Raw genomic sequence first — 14406 nt, 5'->3', positions numbered from 1 at the left:
GCTTGGCTTGCGCTGAGAGGGTGGGGTGAGGCGGTTCCGCCAGCGCGCATTGACTCCCTTCGCACCTTGATTCAAAACGCCTCCAACAATTCAAAATAGAGGATAACGCCAATGACCGATGCACTCATCATTGATGCCTGCCGGACCCCACGGGGCGTCGGCAAGGTCGGCAAGGGCGCGCTCTCGGGCATTCATCCGCAGCAGCTGGGAGCAACCGTGCTGCGCGCGCTCGCGACGCGCACCGGCATCGACACCGCTGACGTTGACGACATCATCTGGGGCTGCAGCGCGCAGGTCGCAACGCAAGGCGGCGATCTCGGCCGCATGTCGGCGCTCGATGCCGGCTACGACGTGCGCGCGAGTGCCGTGACGCTCGACCGTTTCTGTGGCTCCGGCATCACCAGCGTCAACATGGCCGCAAGCTCGATCATGGCGGGCGCGGAAGATCTCGTCGTCGCCGGCGGCTGCGAGATGATGTCGATGGAAGGACGCCGCGGCGGCGGCCCGATGATGATGGACAACGGCAATCTGCGCCTGCGTGCGCGGCATCCGCAGTCGCATCAGGGCGTCTGCGCCGACGCGATCGCAACGCTGGAAGGCATCACGCGAAGGGACGTCGACGCGCTCGGCCTCGAAAGCCAGAAGCGTGCCGCGCATGCGATTGAGAACGGCCACTTCAAGAAGAGCCTTGTGCCGGTGCATCGCGAGGACGGCAGCCTCGCGCTCGACCATGAAGAATATCCGCGGCCGCAGACCACGATGGAAGGGCTGAGCGCGTTGAAGCCTGCATTCCCGGCGGTTGCCGACCATGCGCTCGACGACAAGGGCACGACCTATCGCGGCCTGATCCTGCAGAAGTACCCCGACCTCGAGATCGACTTCATGCACCACGCCGGCAACTCGTCCGGCGTGGTCGACGGCGCGGCTGCGATCCTTCTGGCGTCGCCGGCTTATGCCAAGGCGCATGGCCTGAAGCCGCGCGCCCGCGTGGTCGCGATGGCCAACATGGGGGACTCGCCGACCTTGATGCTGAACGCGCCGGTGCCGGCGACGCGCAAGGTGCTGGCGAAGGCGGGGCTGACCATCGACGACATCGACCTGTTCGAGATCAACGAGGCCTTTGCCGTGGTTGCGGAAAAATACATCCGCGACCTCAAGCTCGACCGCGCCAGGGTCAACGTCAATGGCGGCTCGATCGCACTCGGCCATCCCATCGGCGCCACCGGCTCGATCCTGATCGGCACCGTGCTCGACGAGCTCGAACGGCGCGACTTGAAGCGCGGTCTCGTCACCATGTGCGCGGCCGGCGGCATGGCCCCGGCCGTCATCATCGAGCGCGTCTAGTCTTATTTTCCAGGGTGAATCGCGACCGGCCTTTCACAAAGAGGCCGGTCGTCGCTTGTCGAAAGCATCGAATCAGCTTTAGCAAGGCTGCGTGCGGGCCTTTGAAACAAGGTAAAATCCGCTGCCTGAGGCTTCTCCCGCTCCGGAAGTGGCTAAAAAGCAGGGTTTTTTGCCACAGAGGGCCAAAAAAGCCCGTAAAACCCCGACAAAACTGTGCAGAAGGCTATAGGCCTTCACCGGTTGGTCTAATATGCAGCCGTCAACGAATCAGAGGAGACACGATGGCCACCCAAATGTCGAAATCGCAGCTGATCGAAAAGATCGCGACCACCACCGAGCTTTCCAAGCGTGACGTCAAGAGCGTCATGGAGACGCTGACCGACGTCGGTCACAAGGAGCTCAAGAAGAACGGCCTGTTCCTGGTGCCGGGCTTCGCCAAGTTCGTGGTCATCAAGAAGCCCGCGACCAAGGCGCGCAAGGGCACCAACCCGTTCACGGGTGAAGAGATGATGTTCAAGGCCAAGCCGGCCCGGAAGATCGTCCGCGCCCGCCCGGTCAAGGCTGCCAAGGACGCAGTGGGCTAACAACGCGAAGGCCCCCTCGACCGAGGGGGCCTTTTGTTTGGGGCTGCCGCGAGGACTTGAGACGGAGGGCTCAACCCTTGCGGCGCTTCGCGCGGACCGGGATCGGCTGAAGCCGCGGTCCTGATGCCGCCAGCGCATCGCGAAACCCGTCGATGGCGCGATCGAGCAACTGGCGCAGCCGTTGCGCCTTCCGCGATCGCTTCGCTCTTTCCAGCAGTTTTTTCGTCGCATTCACTCCGCCGCTTCGACCTTGGCCTCGATCTTGTCCTCGACCTTGGCCTCGGCCGGCTCGAGCGCCGCGGCGATGGCCTCGTCGACGCGCTCCAGCCAGATGAATTCGAGGTTGTCCCGCGCGCTCTTCGGGATGTCGTCGTAGTCCCGCTTGTTGCGCGCCGGCAGCATCACCCGCTTCAGGCCCGCGGCCGCAGCCGCCACCACCTTCTCCTTGATGCCGCCGACCGGCAGCACCAGACCGCGGAGCGAGATCTCGCCGGTCATGGCGGTGTCGCTGCGCACCGTGCGATTGGTGAGCAGGGACGTCAGCGCCGTGAACATTGCGACGCCCGCGCTCGGCCCGTCCTTCGGGGTTGCGCCCGCCGGGACGTGAACGTGGATGTCGCTCTTTTCGAACAGCTGCGGATCGATGCCGAGCTGCGTGGCCTTGCTCTTCACCAGGGTCATCGCAGCCTGCACGCTCTCGCGCATGACCTCGCCGAGCTGGCCGGTCAGGATCATGCCGCCCCGGCCTGATACGCGCGAGGCCTCGATGAACAGGATGTCGCCGCCGACCGGCGTCCAGGCCAGGCCGGTGGCCACGCCCGGGATGCTGGTGCGTTGCGCGATCTCGCCCTCGAACCGCGGCTGGCCGAGCACGGTGCCGATATCCTTCGGCGTCACCACGACCCTTACGGCGGTGCCTTCGGCCACCTGCACGGCAGCATGGCGGAACAGCTTTCCGATCTCGCGCTCGAGGTTACGCACGCCGGCTTCGCGGGTGTAGCCCTTGACCACCAGCTTCAGCGCCTCCGGCTCGATCTCGGCTTGCTCCGGCGTCAAGCCATTGGCCTCGAGCTGCCGCCGCACCAGATAGCGCTTCGCGATCTCAAGCTTCTCTTCCTCGGTGTAGCCGGCGAGGCTGATCAGCTCCATGCGATCCAGCAGCGGACCCGGGATCTGGTCCAGCATGTTGGCGGTCGCGATGAACACCACGCGCGACAGGTCGAAGGGCACGCCCAGGTAATTATCCCGGAACGTTCCGTTCTGCTCGGGGTCAAGCACTTCCAGCATCGCGGCGGAAGGATCGCCCTGCACGCCGCGACCCATCTTGTCGATCTCGTCCAGCATCATGACGCAGTTCCGCGTGCCGGCCTTCTTGATGCCCTGGATGATGTTGCCGGGCAGCGCGCCGATATAGGTGCGCCGGTGGCCGCGGATCTCGGCCTCGTCATGCACGCCGCCGAGGCTGACGCGCACGAAGGGACGATCCATCGCGCGTGCGATGGATTGGCCGAGCGAGGTCTTGCCGACGCCGGGCGGTCCGACGAAGCACAGGATCGGCGCCTTGCCCTGCGGCGCCAGCTTGCGCACCGCCAGATATTCGATGATCCGGCTCTTGATCTTCTCCAGGCCGAAGTGATCGGCGTCGAGGATGCGGCGCGCTTCCTTGATGTCGATCGGCTTCTCCGCGGGCAGCGCCCACGGCAGCTCGATCAGCCAGTCCAGGTAAGTGCGGACCATGCCGGCTTCGCCAGCGGCCTCCGGCATGCGCTCGTAACGGCGCAGCTCCTTCTTCGCATGCGCGTCCGCCTCGGGCGGCATGTTGGCCTTGGCAATGGCAGCGGTCAGCTCGGCGACCTCGGCCGCTTTGCCGTCACCTTCGCCGAGCTGGCGCTGGATGGTCGCCATCTGCTCGCGCAGGATCGCTTCGCGCTGCCGCTCGTCGAAGCTGGCGCGGGTCTGCTGGCCGATCTCGTTGCTGATGCGCAGCACCTCCAGCCGTTCGGCCAGATGCTTCGACACCTTCTCGACACGCAGAGCAAGGTCGATGGTCTCCAGCACCTCCTGCTTGTCCTGCGGCTTGATGTCCATGAACGAGGTCGCCAGGTCCGCCAGCGCGCCGGGGGCGGTGGTGCCCTGGAACATCGCGATCAGCTCCGGCGGCGCCTGCGGCAGCAGCTCGATCGCCTCGATGGCCTGGCGCTGCAGGTTCAGCCCGCGGGCCTCAATCTCGGGCGTGCTCGTGGTCGGCTCCGGAATCTGCTGGATCCGCGCGGCCGGGAACGGCGTCCCCGGCAGGAAGTCGAGGATGCGCGCGCGCTGCACGCCCTGGCAGACAATGTGATGGGTCCCGTCGGGCGCGGTGATGTAGCGCACGATGTTGGCGATGGTCGCGACCCGATAGAGGTCGTCCGGGCCGGGCTCCTCGGTCTCGGGGCTGCGTTGCAGGACGATGCCGACCGGCCGCTGCTCGCGCAGCGCCTGTTGCGCGGCGGCGACCGATTTCGGCCGCGCGATTGCGATCGGCGCGATGGCGCCGGGGAATAGCACCATCTCGCGCACGGGAATGATGATCAGCGCGTCTTCGGGAATCTTCACGTCGGAATTGCTCTGGGGATTGGTCGGTGCGGTATTCATTGGTTCGGTGGCCATGATCGACCTCAGGATTTGGCGAGGCGCAGCGCGACGCAGCCGTCCATCACGAAGCGGCTGATAGCGTAGCGGCCAACGGGCAATGCAATGCGGCGCTCAAAACGCCCCTGCGGCAGTTCGAGCCGGTGAATGCGGGCGTTGCGAAGCTCCGGCGGAAGGGTGCGCTGGCCGGAGATGACGAGCACGCCGTCATGGATGACAGTCTCGACATTGTCGGGATTGACGCCGGGAAGCGCGACCAGGATCAGGAGCTCATGCTCGGTTTCGAGCACGTCGATGGGAGGCTCCCAGCAGGCTTCCTGGCGGCCAAACTGCTGGCGCAGCCGTTCGGCGCGGGTCAGCGAGTCCAGGGCTTCGGACAGCATCCAGTCGAGGGGATTTTTGGGTTGCATGATGCGGGCTCGGCGGTGGGGAACGCTGAATATGGGGCCGGTTCCCGAGAATTCCAGCCCGGCGGCGCGGAGGTGCCATGCGGATCGTGCGATCCGAAAACACATGCGCCGCGGCCTTCCGGCCGCGGCGTTTTATCGTCACGCCACGTGTGGCTCAGGCCGCTTGGCGGTATTCCTCTTCCGCCTCGAGGTTGATGACGGAGGTGGCGAGCTCGGTCAGGGTGTGATCGGTCGCCTCTTCCTCGTCCAGCGTCGCCTGCAGCAGCCTTGCGGCGTCCTGCATGCCGAGCTCCTCGGCCCAGGTGCGCAGCGTCCCGTAGCGGGAGATTTCGTAATGCTCGACCGCCTGCGCGGCTGCGAGCAGGCCGGCGTCGAGCGCAGGAGCGTTCTTGAACTCCTTCATGATCTCGGCGCCTTCGTCGGTGATGCCGTTGATCGCCTCGCAAGGCTTGCCGCGAGCCGGCTTGCCGAGCATCTTGAAGATCTGGTCCAGACGTTTGACCTGGCCCTGGGTCTCGCGCAGATGTTTGTTGAAAGCCGCCGCGAGCTCCTTCGAGTTGGCAGCCTTGGCCATCTTGGGCAAGGTCTTGATGATCTTGTTCTCGGCGAAATAGATGTCCTTGAGCGTTTCCAGGAATAGGTCGCTCAACATCTTTGGCGCCTGACGGGCGCGGCCCGTCGACGATTTCTTGGTTGTGCGCTTCTTCGCTTTCTTGGCCATAAATCCTCCTGTCGAGGTGAACGGGAAGGCCCCGCCTTCCTCTATCCTCGGGCGATCAAGACTCTGCGCGGCCAAAGGTTCCCAATCTGCAACGCAGTGTGGATTAACCCGGACGCTTGTACGGATCGTCCTGGCGCTGTCGCGCTTCCGTCGCGCGGTCGAGGCGCGCGCGCTCGCTGCGACGGAGGTGACCGGCCTTCATGACGCCGTAGACGAGAGCGCCGCCGAGCACGAACGCGCCGATGAACCAGAGCCAAAGCATCTGGGTCGAGGCGTGGCCCAGCAACATGCTAACTCCGCTGTCGCTCATAGATGATCTCCACCATGTCCCTTGCGGTCATGGTCTGCTAAGTCGGACGGCGGAAGGTCGTTCCTCAACCAGCCCTCGTCGCATCCGACGCCTCACACTGGATTGGCGACAGGCTGCCGCACCGCTGTCCCTTTCGGCTCGCCCGCCTGCGCGGTGAAGTCGCCGGCCTCGGTCGAGGTCCGCAGCCATTTCGTCACGTCGCCGATCGCGTCCCGGGGCGATCGGCCGAATTTCCTCAAGCCCCGGAAATATTCCAGTTGAAGATGGGCCGACGTGCCGCGCTTGGGGATGGTCTTGAGATGCTGGATATCGTCCTCGATGCGAAGATGCGCGATGTCGGGCGCCAGCATGGCGATCACCGTCTCGAGCCAGGTCCTGAACGAGATCGGCTCGAACGAAACCAGATCGATATACGTCCCGTCGGTTCCGTAGCGCTGGGCACGCCAGCGGTTCTCCTCGATCAATGCGCGGTGCACGGCCGAATAGGTGGCGTTCAGATCCGGATGGTGCACGGCGTGCCTGACCAGCGCGCGAAACAGCGCCGCGATCGCCACCGAGTCGGCAATTGCCGTGCAGCAATCGGTGATGCGCAGCTCCAGGGTGGGATGTTGGAGCGAAGGCCGGAGCGCCCACCACACATAGGTGGCATTGGGGACGATGCCTGCATCGACCAGGGTTCTCACATAGGTCTCATATTCTGCGAGGTTGCGAAACATCTCGGGAAAGCCGGTCCGGGGCAGGGCGTCGTTTGCGGCATTGCGGTAGCCGAGCAATCCGGTGGGGTAGCCGCACCAGAACGGCGACGAGGTCGACAGCGCCAGCAGCAGCGGCAGGAACGGGACGAGGCGGTGCATGATCTCGACCCGGTGGTCCGGCTCGGGCACCTCGACGTGGACGTGCAGCCCGCTGATCGGATTGCCCAGGCCGACCATCCCGAGGTCGTTGATGACCTTGCTGTAGCGGCGCTTGCGCGTCATGCGCTGTTGCTGGGGTTGAGCCAACGGATGCGTCCCCGCCGCGACGATGCCGACCTCGTGGTCCTTGCCGACCTCGGCCAGAACCGCGCGGTAGTGTGCAAGCTCGGCGATGGCATCGGCTGAAGTCGCCAATGGCGGCGTCGCCACTTCGATCTGCGATTGCAGGATCTCGGTGGTCAGCCGCTCCCCGAGGCGTTTCTGGGCCGCTGCCATATAGGGTTTGGGCAGCTCGGACTTCGGTGCCGCCGATTGGCGGTTGACCAGAAAGTATTCCTCCTCGATGCCGAAGCGGTAACGGTGCATGACCTACGCTGCCCCTTGCGCCTTCGCATGCTGGCGAACCGCGTCTCCGAAGGCAGAGAGAATGCGGGCCGACGCATGGTCGGAGCTCGCCCAATAATCCGGATGAAAGATCGTGCCGAGCGCAAAAGCGCTCGCGTCTTCAACGCTGACGGCCTCGACCGAGCCGTCTTCGGCCACGGCCTCCGCCACCAGACCCGGTGCCAGATCGGCGATCAGGAAGCTGTGCAGCGAATTGACCGTGATGGCATCTGCGCCGCAGATCTGTTGCAAGACGCCACTCTTGCGCAGCGTCACTTTTTGCCGCAGCCGATAGCGGGCATCCTCATTGTCCGCCTCGGGCGTGCCGTGGCGTTTGTCCTCCGGCAAACCGTCCGGCTCCTTCACCAGCGTGCCGCCAAAGGCGACGTTGAGCTCCTGGATTCCGCGGCAGACGAACAGGGCGGGAATGCCGCGCGCTAGCGCGCGCGGAATCAGGCGAAGCGCGACCTCGTCGCGGAATTCATCAAACGGACCGTCGTGCGGTTCGTCGGCTGTTTGTCCGTAGCGGAAAGGATGGACGTTGGTCTGTCCACCGCCGATGAAGAGGCCGTGGAGGCCGTCGAGATACTCATCGACATCTGCTTCGGGAGCCGCGGGCAGGACCCGCGGCACCGCGCCAGCGACGAGGCCGACGGCGTTGACGCAGACCAAGGCGACGGAGGCAAGCTGCTCGCCGCGTGCAACGATGGAATCCGAGAGGATGCCGACCTGCGGCGCGTCGCTGCGGGCTTGCCACTGGCCTCGGGATGCGGTGAGCCGCCACTGCTGAAGGCCGTAGGCGACTGCGTCCGCGGCGCTGCCGAATTGGTGAATGGCGGCCTTGAGTTCTCTGACGTTTGTCCCTAATCGAAGCGCCCAGCGGCTGCAGGAAATGGGATCGTGCGGATCAATTCTGGAACGGGGCTCGTGCAATTGTCTCGGCTGCTTCTGTTCGTGTGTTGATGCCGAGTGCAACGGCAATCCTGCGGAATGGTTGCTTCGCGATTGAGCTGGTTGATCTTTTTGACCCGACCCTGAACTAACTTTTGTTATTGCGACGTGCTTGGTCCGTCGGACCGGAAGAGGCGCCATGATTGATTTCTCCCTGTCCGCCTTCGTCACGTTGCTGCTGGTGGTCGATCCCGTTGGTCTCGTGCCCGCCTTCCTCGCCGCGACCGGAGGCATGCCCGACGGGACCAAACGCACCATCGCGCTACGCGCGCCGCTGATTGCGGCGTCGGTCCTGGTGGTGATCGCCCTGATCGGAAACTGGCTGCTGCGCCAGCTCGGGATCGGCATCCCCGCCTTCCAGATCGCCGGCGGGCTGCTGCTGTTCGGCGTGTCCTATCAGATGATCTTCGGCGACCGTCCGCATCGCGAGGCCCGCGAGGCCGACAAGGCAAGCTCCGAGCATGCCTCCGACGTCGCGGTATTCCCGCTGGCGATCCCGATGATGGCCGGTCCCGGCGCGATCGCGACCACGCTGCTCCTGACGGGCGATGCCGGCTACGGGCCGAGGCTCGCGATCATCATCGCGGTCGTGCTCTGCGTCTGCCTGCTCTGCATGCTCTGCTTTGTCTCCGCGAACATGATCGCGCGGAGCCTTGGGCGCACCGGCAACGCCGTCCTGTCGCGCGTGCTCGGCATGCTGCTCGCGGCCTATTCGGTGCAGTTCGTGATCAACGGGATCGCGGCGGTCCGGGCGAGCTTGCCGTAGAGCTGCGACAATCTGTTAATCCGTTGATTTTCATGTTTATTTCATGATGCCATGAGGGGGCTGGCGGGATCGCGCGCGATCCGGTCCGCTTTCTCTTGCGCTGCCATATTGCTTGACGTACTCCCCGTCTGACAGGCGCCCATCGTCAGGAAATCGAGATGTCGATGACAGCGGACGAGCTCGACAAGAGACAGGCCATCATCGGCGCCTGCCGCCGCATGAATGCGCTCGGCATCAACCAGGGCACCTCGGGCAATATCAGCGTCCGGCATGTGGACGGGCTTCTGGTCACCCCGACGAGCGTGCCCTACGACGCCATGACGCCGGACCAGATCGTGTTCATGACGATGAACGGCTCGCACGCGCCCGATCAGAAGCCGTCCAGCGAGTGGCGCTTCCACCTCGACATCCTGAAGGCCCGGCCAGACGTCAACGCTGTCGTCCACGCCCATCCGACCTATTGCACCATCCTGGCGATCATGGGCCTGGAGATCCCGCCCGTGCACTACATGATCGCAGCCGCCGGCGGCGACAGCATCCGCTGCGCGCCCTATGCCACCTTCGGAACCGCCGAGCTGTCCGAGCATGCCGTTCGGGCGCTGGAGGGCCGGCTTGCCTGCCTGCTCGACCATCACGGCATGATCGCGATCGGCAAGTCGTTGGACAAGGCGATGTGGCTCGCCGTCGAGGTCGAGACGCTCGCGCGGCAATATCACGGCTGTCTCCAGATCGGAGAGCCGCCGCTGCTGTCGAGTGCCGAGATCGAGCGGGTCCGCCAGCGCATGTCCGGTTACGGCATGTCGGAAGGGTAGGGCGGACACAAAGTGTTCCTGCGGATCAGACATCTCGCCGACCGCAAGGGGACGAACCGCGTCATGGTTCGGCTGCGGGCGCTGCTGCGCAGCAACGAATTTTATCTGATCCCGCTGGCGCTGATGATCGGCACGCTCGCCGGCGCCATCGTGACGCTGATGGCCGAGATTGCGCAGATTGCGCATATGGTGATCTACGGCATTCCCATCGACGTGCGTCTGTCCGCCAATACCAGCGTCAGTCCCTGGGCCGCGCTGATCGCGCCCGCGCTGGGCGGATTGGCCCTCGGTATCATGGAGTGGTGGCGGCGACGGCTCAAGCTCTCCAGCGCGGTCGATCCGATCGAGGCGAACGCGCTGCGTGGCGGCAATCTGTCGATGCGCGACAGCGTGGTGGTGTCGAGCCAGACGCTGATCTCGAACGGCTGCGGCGCCTCCGTCGGCCTCGAGGCCGGCTATACCCAGATCGGCTCGGGCATCGCCTCGCTGCTCGGCAAGTTCTTCAATCTGCGCCGCAACGATCTGCGCCTGATCGTCGGCTGCGGCGCCGCCGCGGCGATCGCAGCCGCCTTCGGTGCACCGATCACCGGGGCCTTCTACGCCTGCGAGCTGATCGTCGGCGTCTATTCGGTCGGCAGCGCCGCGCCGATCCTCGCCGCCTCGCTCGCGGGTGCACTGACCGCGCAATGGCTCGGCGGCGCGCCATACTCGCTCGAAATACCCAAGGTCAGCGCCGTCGGCGTCGAGCAATATCTGGCGCTGATCGGGCTCGCGCTCGTCACCAGCGGCGTCGGCATCGCCGTGATGCGCTCGTCCTCGATGTTCGAGCGCCTGTTCAAATGGCTGCCGGTCTGGCTGCGCCCGGCGATCGGCGGCCTCATCGTCGGCTGCTTTGCGATTGTCACGCCGCAGGTGTTGGCGGCCGGCCACGGCGCGATGGTGCTCGATCTCTTTCACGACATGACGATCGGCCTGATCGCGCTGATCATCGCCTTGAAGGTGACGGCCTGCCTGATCTCGCTCGCCTCCGGCTTCCGCGGCGGGCTGTTCTTTGCCTCGCTGTTCGTCGGCAGCCTGATCGGAAAGTTCTTTTCCGCGGTGCTGCTCTTGATCAGCCCGAACTTCGTGATCGATCCGCTGGTCGCGATGCTGACGGGCATGGCGACGCTCGGCGTCGCCATCGTCGGCGGTCCCTTGACCATGTCGTTCCTCGTGCTCGAGATGACCCGCAACGTCGACGTCACCGCCGTGGTGCTCGCCGGCTGCATCGTCACCTCGATCTGCGTCCGCTTCATGTTCGGACACTCCTTCTCCACCTGGCGCTTGCATCTGCGCGGCGAGACCATTCGCAGCGCCAACGACGTCGGCTGGCTGCGCAACCTCACCGTCGAGCGGCTGATGCGCTCCGATGTCGGCAAGGTGCCGTCGACCACGACGATCGCCGCGGTCCGCCGTGAATTCGCGCTGGGCTCGCGGCCCGGGATCGTCATCGTCAACAATGCGGACGAATATGTCGGCCTCGTCCTGCTGCCGGACCTGTTCTCCGGCGATCTCGACACCATCGCCGACGAGATCCAGGTGATCGAGCTCGCGCGCCTGACCGAGATCGTGCTGATTCCGGAAATGAACGTGAAGTCGGCAATGGCGGTGTTCGACGAGGCGGAGGCCGAGATGCTGGCGGTGGTCGATTCCACCGACAGCCGCAAGGTGGTCGGCTTCCTCACCGAGACCTTCGCCCGCCGCCGCTATGTCGAGGAGATCGACAAGGCGACGCGCGGCGTACTCGGCGCGCTGTCGTAAAGGTCGCGCGGAAGCGGGACAGCGTGCGTCATGCGCCGCCGTCCGCACCTGCTATCGGCCCGCTTGGGAGGGAGCCGCAACGACGCTCGCCACGATCCGGCGGACCAGCGGCAGCACCATCAGCAGCGTCGGAAACGCGACGATCCATGACAGCGCCCAGGCGCCCGGCCAGGTCGCGAGAAACGCCGGCGTTGCGCCGAGGCTTCGAAGCGTGGAAATGACCGACACCACGGCCGTCATGAGGACGGATAGCACGAATGGCATCACGATCGGCGCATAGCGCGCCGGCAGTTTGCGAACCGCAATCATCTGGTTTCTCTTTGGAATAGGACGCGTCAGTCACGGTGAACCCAAGAATGGCATCGATCCCGACGGCGTCGGTTGATGCGTTGGTTCACGTAAAACGCTTACGGCGACCGAAAAATGGTGCGTCTGTTCATTATCCGCTCATGTTGGATGGTTCAAGCTGGATCTGGTCGTTCGGCTTACAATCGTTCAAAGCGTGGCAGATTGCCGCGATCCCGAAACCATTTCAGTGGTTTGCGCATTTAGTCTTGTTTGATTGTGTCGCTTTGAGCGAGAACAGGGAAGGTCAAGATGAATAAGGGACCGATGATTTCTGCAGCCGGCCGTAACGTTGCGTTGGCAGCTTTCGCAAGTCTTGTTCTGATTGCGGCCTCTATCACGCCTTCGGCTGCCAACTCGCCCGCGCCCACCAAGGCCGCTGCCGCGAGCCCGGCCGCTCCGGCTGCCACCGATTTCAGCGCGGCTCGCCGCCATCGCTATTATCGTCGAGGCCCGAACGCTGCAGGCCTCGCCTTCATGGGCGTGGCGGCAGGTCTGATCGGCGGCGCGATCGCAGAGAGCAGGCGCCAGGAGTACTACGAGGACCGCTATAATTACGGCCCCGGTCCTTACTACGGCGGCCAGGGATATTACGGCGGCGGTCCCTACTATGGTCCGCGTGGCTATTATCAGCCGTATTAGGCGCCTGTCCTCGCCGCAGTCTCGTTTCGCGCCAAGATAGCGCCAAGGGGCGGTGTTTTGCACCGCCCCTTGTTGCGTCTGCGCGAGGTCTCATTGCCCGGCCTGTGTCGCGGGCGCGTCAATCCCCTCCGGGAGAAATATTCCACTTTACCGAAATTCGGAAACGGCGTATGTGTCGGTCATCCCGGCTCATCCTTGAGGGGCGATCTTGTGGTCGTCACGTTCGCGAGCCGGGCTTGCGGTGGACGCGGCAGCGTTCGGGTGCGAGAGGCGTGGGCAGGGCGGATTGCTCTCCGTGAGCCCAAGGCTTCGTTCCGACGAGCGGCGCTGTCAGGCTTCGTCTCGTCTGTAAGTTTCCGGCTCCGTCGACAGGGCTGGAAAAACTGCGGCGAAATGGCGGGCCGTGCGTACGGCAAAACCGTGTGGTCCTGGCCGTCGTTGCTACGGTCAAGCCCCGGCGAATGCGGCATCTGCGTCAACCGGCGCGGTGTCGGTGAATTTCGTTGGGACGAGGGAGGCCAGCAGGAACTCGGCTCCCGGGAGATCACGGCATAAGCCGTCCAACCATCGCGCAGGGAAGGCCGAGTGATTGGCTACACCTGTATGCTGCTGTGCGGTTTTCCTGCGTGTGCTTTTCGCGCAGCGGACCGCGGGTGCCAGCCGGCACCCGGCCTTCCCTGCGCCCTCTTGGACAAGGGGGTGAAGCGACCAAGCAAAGCTCGGGCGAATGCGTCGCGAGAACGCGATGGCGTGTCTGCAAGTCGAAAATGAACGCCGAAGAAGATCCGCTCTCGTGCCCCGGACGCAGCGCAGCGCCTCTTCAGCGGTGCACTGCAGAGCCGGGGCCCATCTCGCCGCATTGCGCCGTGTCGCCCCTGGGTCCCGGCTCTGCGCAGCAACGCTCACGCGTTGCAGCGCGTCCGGGACACGAGAGCGAATTGGGTTGGCTCGCGATGACGAGGTTCGAGTAACCGAACGCTATGCTTTCAATATCACCGTCCCGCTGGTGCAGACATCGCGCCGTTGGTATAGCGCGACCAGTCGGGCCCGGTCGGCTGCGACGGCCAGAGCGCGGCATTGGAGTCGCGCACCGACTGGGTGATGGGATGGGGTTGCGCTTTGCGGACATGACGGCGGTCGTTCGCCGCGGCAGTCTGGATCGTCGCGGCGGCAATCAGCGTCGCGCCCAGAATAATGAAAGTCTTTTGCATTGTTTGTTTCTCCCGTGACGACGCCCGGCTGTGAGATGTCTGTTTTGTATGTCGCCGTCGCGGCTGACATGGCGATGCGTCCAGCCGATATCAGCGCTCGCGACATCACATTGGGGCGAGCCAATTTTCTAGCCTCGGCTAAATATTCGGCAATCGCGCTCGTGGCACCGGTGGACTTGCCTCCTCCAATCCGGTTCAATGGGCCAAATTCGGTTTTCAGGCGACAATGATGTCGAAATATGTGCTGGTCCTTCTGCTGATCGCCTCGCCGGCCGTGGCGCAGGTCAAGCTGACCCCAAAAACATCGGCGGCGCATCCGGACCCCTGCGCGCCGATCGGGCGGACCGCGGACGGCAAGCTGGTCTACTCCATGAAATGCGAGAATTTGCCGGTGCCGCCTCCGCCGCCGCAGGCGCAACTGAGGGAGGCGCCGCAGCCCGCCGCCGAGCCGGAGCCCGAGACGCGGCGGAGCGGCGTTTTCGGCTGGTCCTACGACCGCAGGTAACGGGCCGCGCCCCTTGCGCGAAGCCCGACGGAGTGCTCTTTGCCTGAAAATTCCCCGTGGGGCCACCGCCCCCGAT

Annotated in this window: 17 protein-coding genes; 8 read left to right on the top strand and 9 right to left on the bottom strand. The window is 64.7% G+C overall.

What is annotated here, in order from left to right; translation table 11 throughout:
- Positions 1 to 111 precede the first annotated feature (111 nt).
- Positions 112 to 1344, top strand: a complete 1233-nt coding sequence (locus AC0L3C_RS22260; protein ID WP_473281836.1) for an acetyl-CoA C-acetyltransferase — start codon at positions 112 to 114, stop codon at positions 1342 to 1344.
- 281 nt (positions 1345 to 1625) lie between these two features.
- The gene (locus AC0L3C_RS22255) at positions 1626 to 1928 is read left to right on the top strand and encodes an HU family DNA-binding protein (RefSeq protein WP_007601427.1); all 303 of its coding nucleotides are present in this window, start codon (positions 1626 to 1628) and stop codon (positions 1926 to 1928) included.
- Positions 1929 to 1998: 70 nt separating this feature from the next.
- On the opposite strand, the gene AC0L3C_RS22250 is transcribed toward AC0L3C_RS22255, so the two are convergent.
- From AC0L3C_RS22250 to AC0L3C_RS22220, 7 genes are all read right to left on the bottom strand, one after another.
- Complete coding sequence (locus tag AC0L3C_RS22250; RefSeq protein ID WP_473281834.1) at positions 1999 to 2163, bottom strand: hypothetical protein; 165 nt, start codon at positions 2161 to 2163, stop codon at positions 1999 to 2001.
- Complete coding sequence (gene lon / locus AC0L3C_RS22245) at positions 2160 to 4577, bottom strand: endopeptidase La (protein WP_473408988.1); 2418 nt, start codon at positions 4575 to 4577, stop codon at positions 2160 to 2162. Before lon ends, AC0L3C_RS22250 begins: the two co-directional genes overlap by 4 nt.
- An 8-nt stretch (positions 4578 to 4585) precedes the next feature.
- Positions 4586 to 4969: an Hsp20/alpha crystallin family protein gene (locus AC0L3C_RS22240; RefSeq protein WP_007601432.1), complete on the bottom strand. Its 384-nt coding sequence runs from the start codon at positions 4967 to 4969 to the stop codon at positions 4586 to 4588.
- Positions 4970 to 5123: 154 nt separating this feature from the next.
- Positions 5124 to 5690 carry a YciE/YciF ferroxidase family protein gene (locus tag AC0L3C_RS22235; protein WP_007612902.1) on the bottom strand — a complete coding sequence of 189 codons (567 nt, stop codon included), beginning with the start codon at positions 5688 to 5690 and terminating at the stop codon, positions 5124 to 5126.
- A gap of 103 nt (positions 5691 to 5793) precedes the next feature.
- Positions 5794 to 6000, bottom strand: a complete 207-nt coding sequence (locus AC0L3C_RS22230; RefSeq protein ID WP_027519345.1) for a hypothetical protein — start codon at positions 5998 to 6000, stop codon at positions 5794 to 5796.
- A 92-nt stretch (positions 6001 to 6092) separates the two neighbouring features.
- Positions 6093 to 7280: a carboxylate-amine ligase gene (locus AC0L3C_RS22225; protein WP_473264921.1), complete on the bottom strand. Its 1188-nt coding sequence runs from the start codon at positions 7278 to 7280 to the stop codon at positions 6093 to 6095.
- A gap of 3 nt (positions 7281 to 7283) precedes the next feature.
- Positions 7284 to 8420 (bottom strand): gamma-glutamyl-gamma-aminobutyrate hydrolase family protein, encoded by a 1137-nt coding sequence (locus tag AC0L3C_RS22220; RefSeq protein WP_473408987.1) that lies wholly within the window; start codon positions 8418 to 8420, stop codon positions 7284 to 7286.
- Here AC0L3C_RS22220 and AC0L3C_RS22215 point away from each other — a divergent pair.
- The 3 genes from AC0L3C_RS22215 to AC0L3C_RS22205 all read left to right on the top strand — a co-directional run bounded on the left by AC0L3C_RS22215 (position 8389) and on the right by AC0L3C_RS22205 (position 11627).
- Positions 8389 to 9015 carry a MarC family protein gene (locus AC0L3C_RS22215; RefSeq protein ID WP_473264919.1) on the top strand — a complete coding sequence of 209 codons (627 nt, stop codon included), beginning with the start codon at positions 8389 to 8391 and terminating at the stop codon, positions 9013 to 9015. The genes AC0L3C_RS22220 and AC0L3C_RS22215 overlap by 32 nt on opposite strands.
- Positions 9016 to 9173: 158 nt before the next feature.
- Positions 9174 to 9827, top strand: a complete 654-nt coding sequence (locus AC0L3C_RS22210) for an L-fuculose-phosphate aldolase (protein ID WP_473264918.1) — start codon at positions 9174 to 9176, stop codon at positions 9825 to 9827.
- A gap of 12 nt (positions 9828 to 9839) precedes the next feature.
- On the top strand, positions 9840 to 11627 hold the full coding sequence (locus AC0L3C_RS22205; protein WP_473408986.1) for a chloride channel protein: 1788 nt from the start codon (positions 9840 to 9842) through the stop codon (positions 11625 to 11627).
- A gap of 51 nt (positions 11628 to 11678) precedes the next feature.
- Here the strand turns inward: AC0L3C_RS22205 and AC0L3C_RS22200 are convergent, their stop codons facing one another.
- Positions 11679 to 11936, bottom strand: coding sequence for a DUF2798 domain-containing protein (locus AC0L3C_RS22200; RefSeq protein WP_473408985.1), 258 nt, complete (start codon positions 11934 to 11936; stop codon positions 11679 to 11681).
- Between the two features lie 47 nt (positions 11937 to 11983).
- On the opposite strand from AC0L3C_RS22200, the gene AC0L3C_RS22195 reads away from it, so the two are divergent.
- Together AC0L3C_RS22195 and AC0L3C_RS22190 are read left to right on the top strand one after the other, a co-directional pair.
- Positions 11984 to 12232, top strand: a complete 249-nt coding sequence (locus tag AC0L3C_RS22195) for a hypothetical protein (RefSeq protein ID WP_473281824.1) — start codon at positions 11984 to 11986, stop codon at positions 12230 to 12232.
- Entirely contained in the window at positions 12225 to 12614 is a 390-nt protein-coding gene (locus tag AC0L3C_RS22190; RefSeq protein WP_473408984.1) for a hypothetical protein, read from the top strand. The genes AC0L3C_RS22195 and AC0L3C_RS22190 overlap by 8 nt, the downstream gene beginning before the upstream one ends.
- A gap of 992 nt (positions 12615 to 13606) precedes the next feature.
- On the opposite strand, the gene AC0L3C_RS22185 is transcribed toward AC0L3C_RS22190, so the two are convergent.
- Positions 13607 to 13825, bottom strand: coding sequence for a hypothetical protein (locus AC0L3C_RS22185; protein ID WP_473408983.1), 219 nt, complete (start codon positions 13823 to 13825; stop codon positions 13607 to 13609).
- A 226-nt stretch (positions 13826 to 14051) separates the two neighbouring features.
- On the opposite strand from AC0L3C_RS22185, the gene AC0L3C_RS22180 reads away from it, so the two are divergent.
- Positions 14052 to 14330: a hypothetical protein gene (locus tag AC0L3C_RS22180; RefSeq protein WP_473408982.1), complete on the top strand. Its 279-nt coding sequence runs from the start codon at positions 14052 to 14054 to the stop codon at positions 14328 to 14330.
- The last annotated feature ends 76 nt before the right edge of the window (positions 14331 to 14406 follow it).

The organism is Bradyrhizobium sp. WSM4872, assembly GCF_055811715.1.
Note: the sequence above shows the minus strand (reverse complement) of the source record. Positions and strands in the feature narration are given on the sequence as shown.

Excerpts from the sequence above, each read along its gene's own strand:
- AC0L3C_RS22260 (WP_473281836.1), top strand. The coding sequence starts at position 112 with ATGACCGATGCACTCATCATTGATGCCTGCCGGACCCCACGGGGCGTC.
- AC0L3C_RS22180 (WP_473408982.1), top strand. The coding sequence starts at position 14,052 with ATGATGTCGAAATATGTGCTGGTCCTTCTGCTGATCGCCTCGCCGGCC.
- AC0L3C_RS22225 (WP_473264921.1), bottom strand. The coding sequence starts at position 7,280 with ATGCACCGTTACCGCTTCGGCATCGAGGAGGAATACTTTCTGGTCAAC.
- AC0L3C_RS22185 (WP_473408983.1), bottom strand. The coding sequence starts at position 13,825 with ATGCAAAAGACTTTCATTATTCTGGGCGCGACGCTGATTGCCGCCGCG.
- AC0L3C_RS22230 (WP_027519345.1), bottom strand. The coding sequence starts at position 6,000 with ATGAGCGACAGCGGAGTTAGCATGTTGCTGGGCCACGCCTCGACCCAG.
- AC0L3C_RS22210 (WP_473264918.1), top strand. The coding sequence starts at position 9,174 with ATGTCGATGACAGCGGACGAGCTCGACAAGAGACAGGCCATCATCGGC.
- AC0L3C_RS22235 (WP_007612902.1), bottom strand. The coding sequence starts at position 5,690 with ATGGCCAAGAAAGCGAAGAAGCGCACAACCAAGAAATCGTCGACGGGC.
- AC0L3C_RS22215 (WP_473264919.1), top strand. The coding sequence starts at position 8,389 with ATGATTGATTTCTCCCTGTCCGCCTTCGTCACGTTGCTGCTGGTGGTC.
- AC0L3C_RS22200 (WP_473408985.1), bottom strand. The coding sequence starts at position 11,936 with ATGATTGCGGTTCGCAAACTGCCGGCGCGCTATGCGCCGATCGTGATG.
- lon (WP_473408988.1), bottom strand. The coding sequence starts at position 4,577 with ATGGCCACCGAACCAATGAATACCGCACCGACCAATCCCCAGAGCAAT.
- AC0L3C_RS22195 (WP_473281824.1), top strand. The coding sequence starts at position 11,984 with ATGGCATCGATCCCGACGGCGTCGGTTGATGCGTTGGTTCACGTAAAA.
- AC0L3C_RS22190 (WP_473408984.1), top strand. The coding sequence starts at position 12,225 with ATGAATAAGGGACCGATGATTTCTGCAGCCGGCCGTAACGTTGCGTTG.
- AC0L3C_RS22240 (WP_007601432.1), bottom strand. The coding sequence starts at position 4,969 with ATGCAACCCAAAAATCCCCTCGACTGGATGCTGTCCGAAGCCCTGGAC.
- AC0L3C_RS22255 (WP_007601427.1), top strand. The coding sequence starts at position 1,626 with ATGGCCACCCAAATGTCGAAATCGCAGCTGATCGAAAAGATCGCGACC.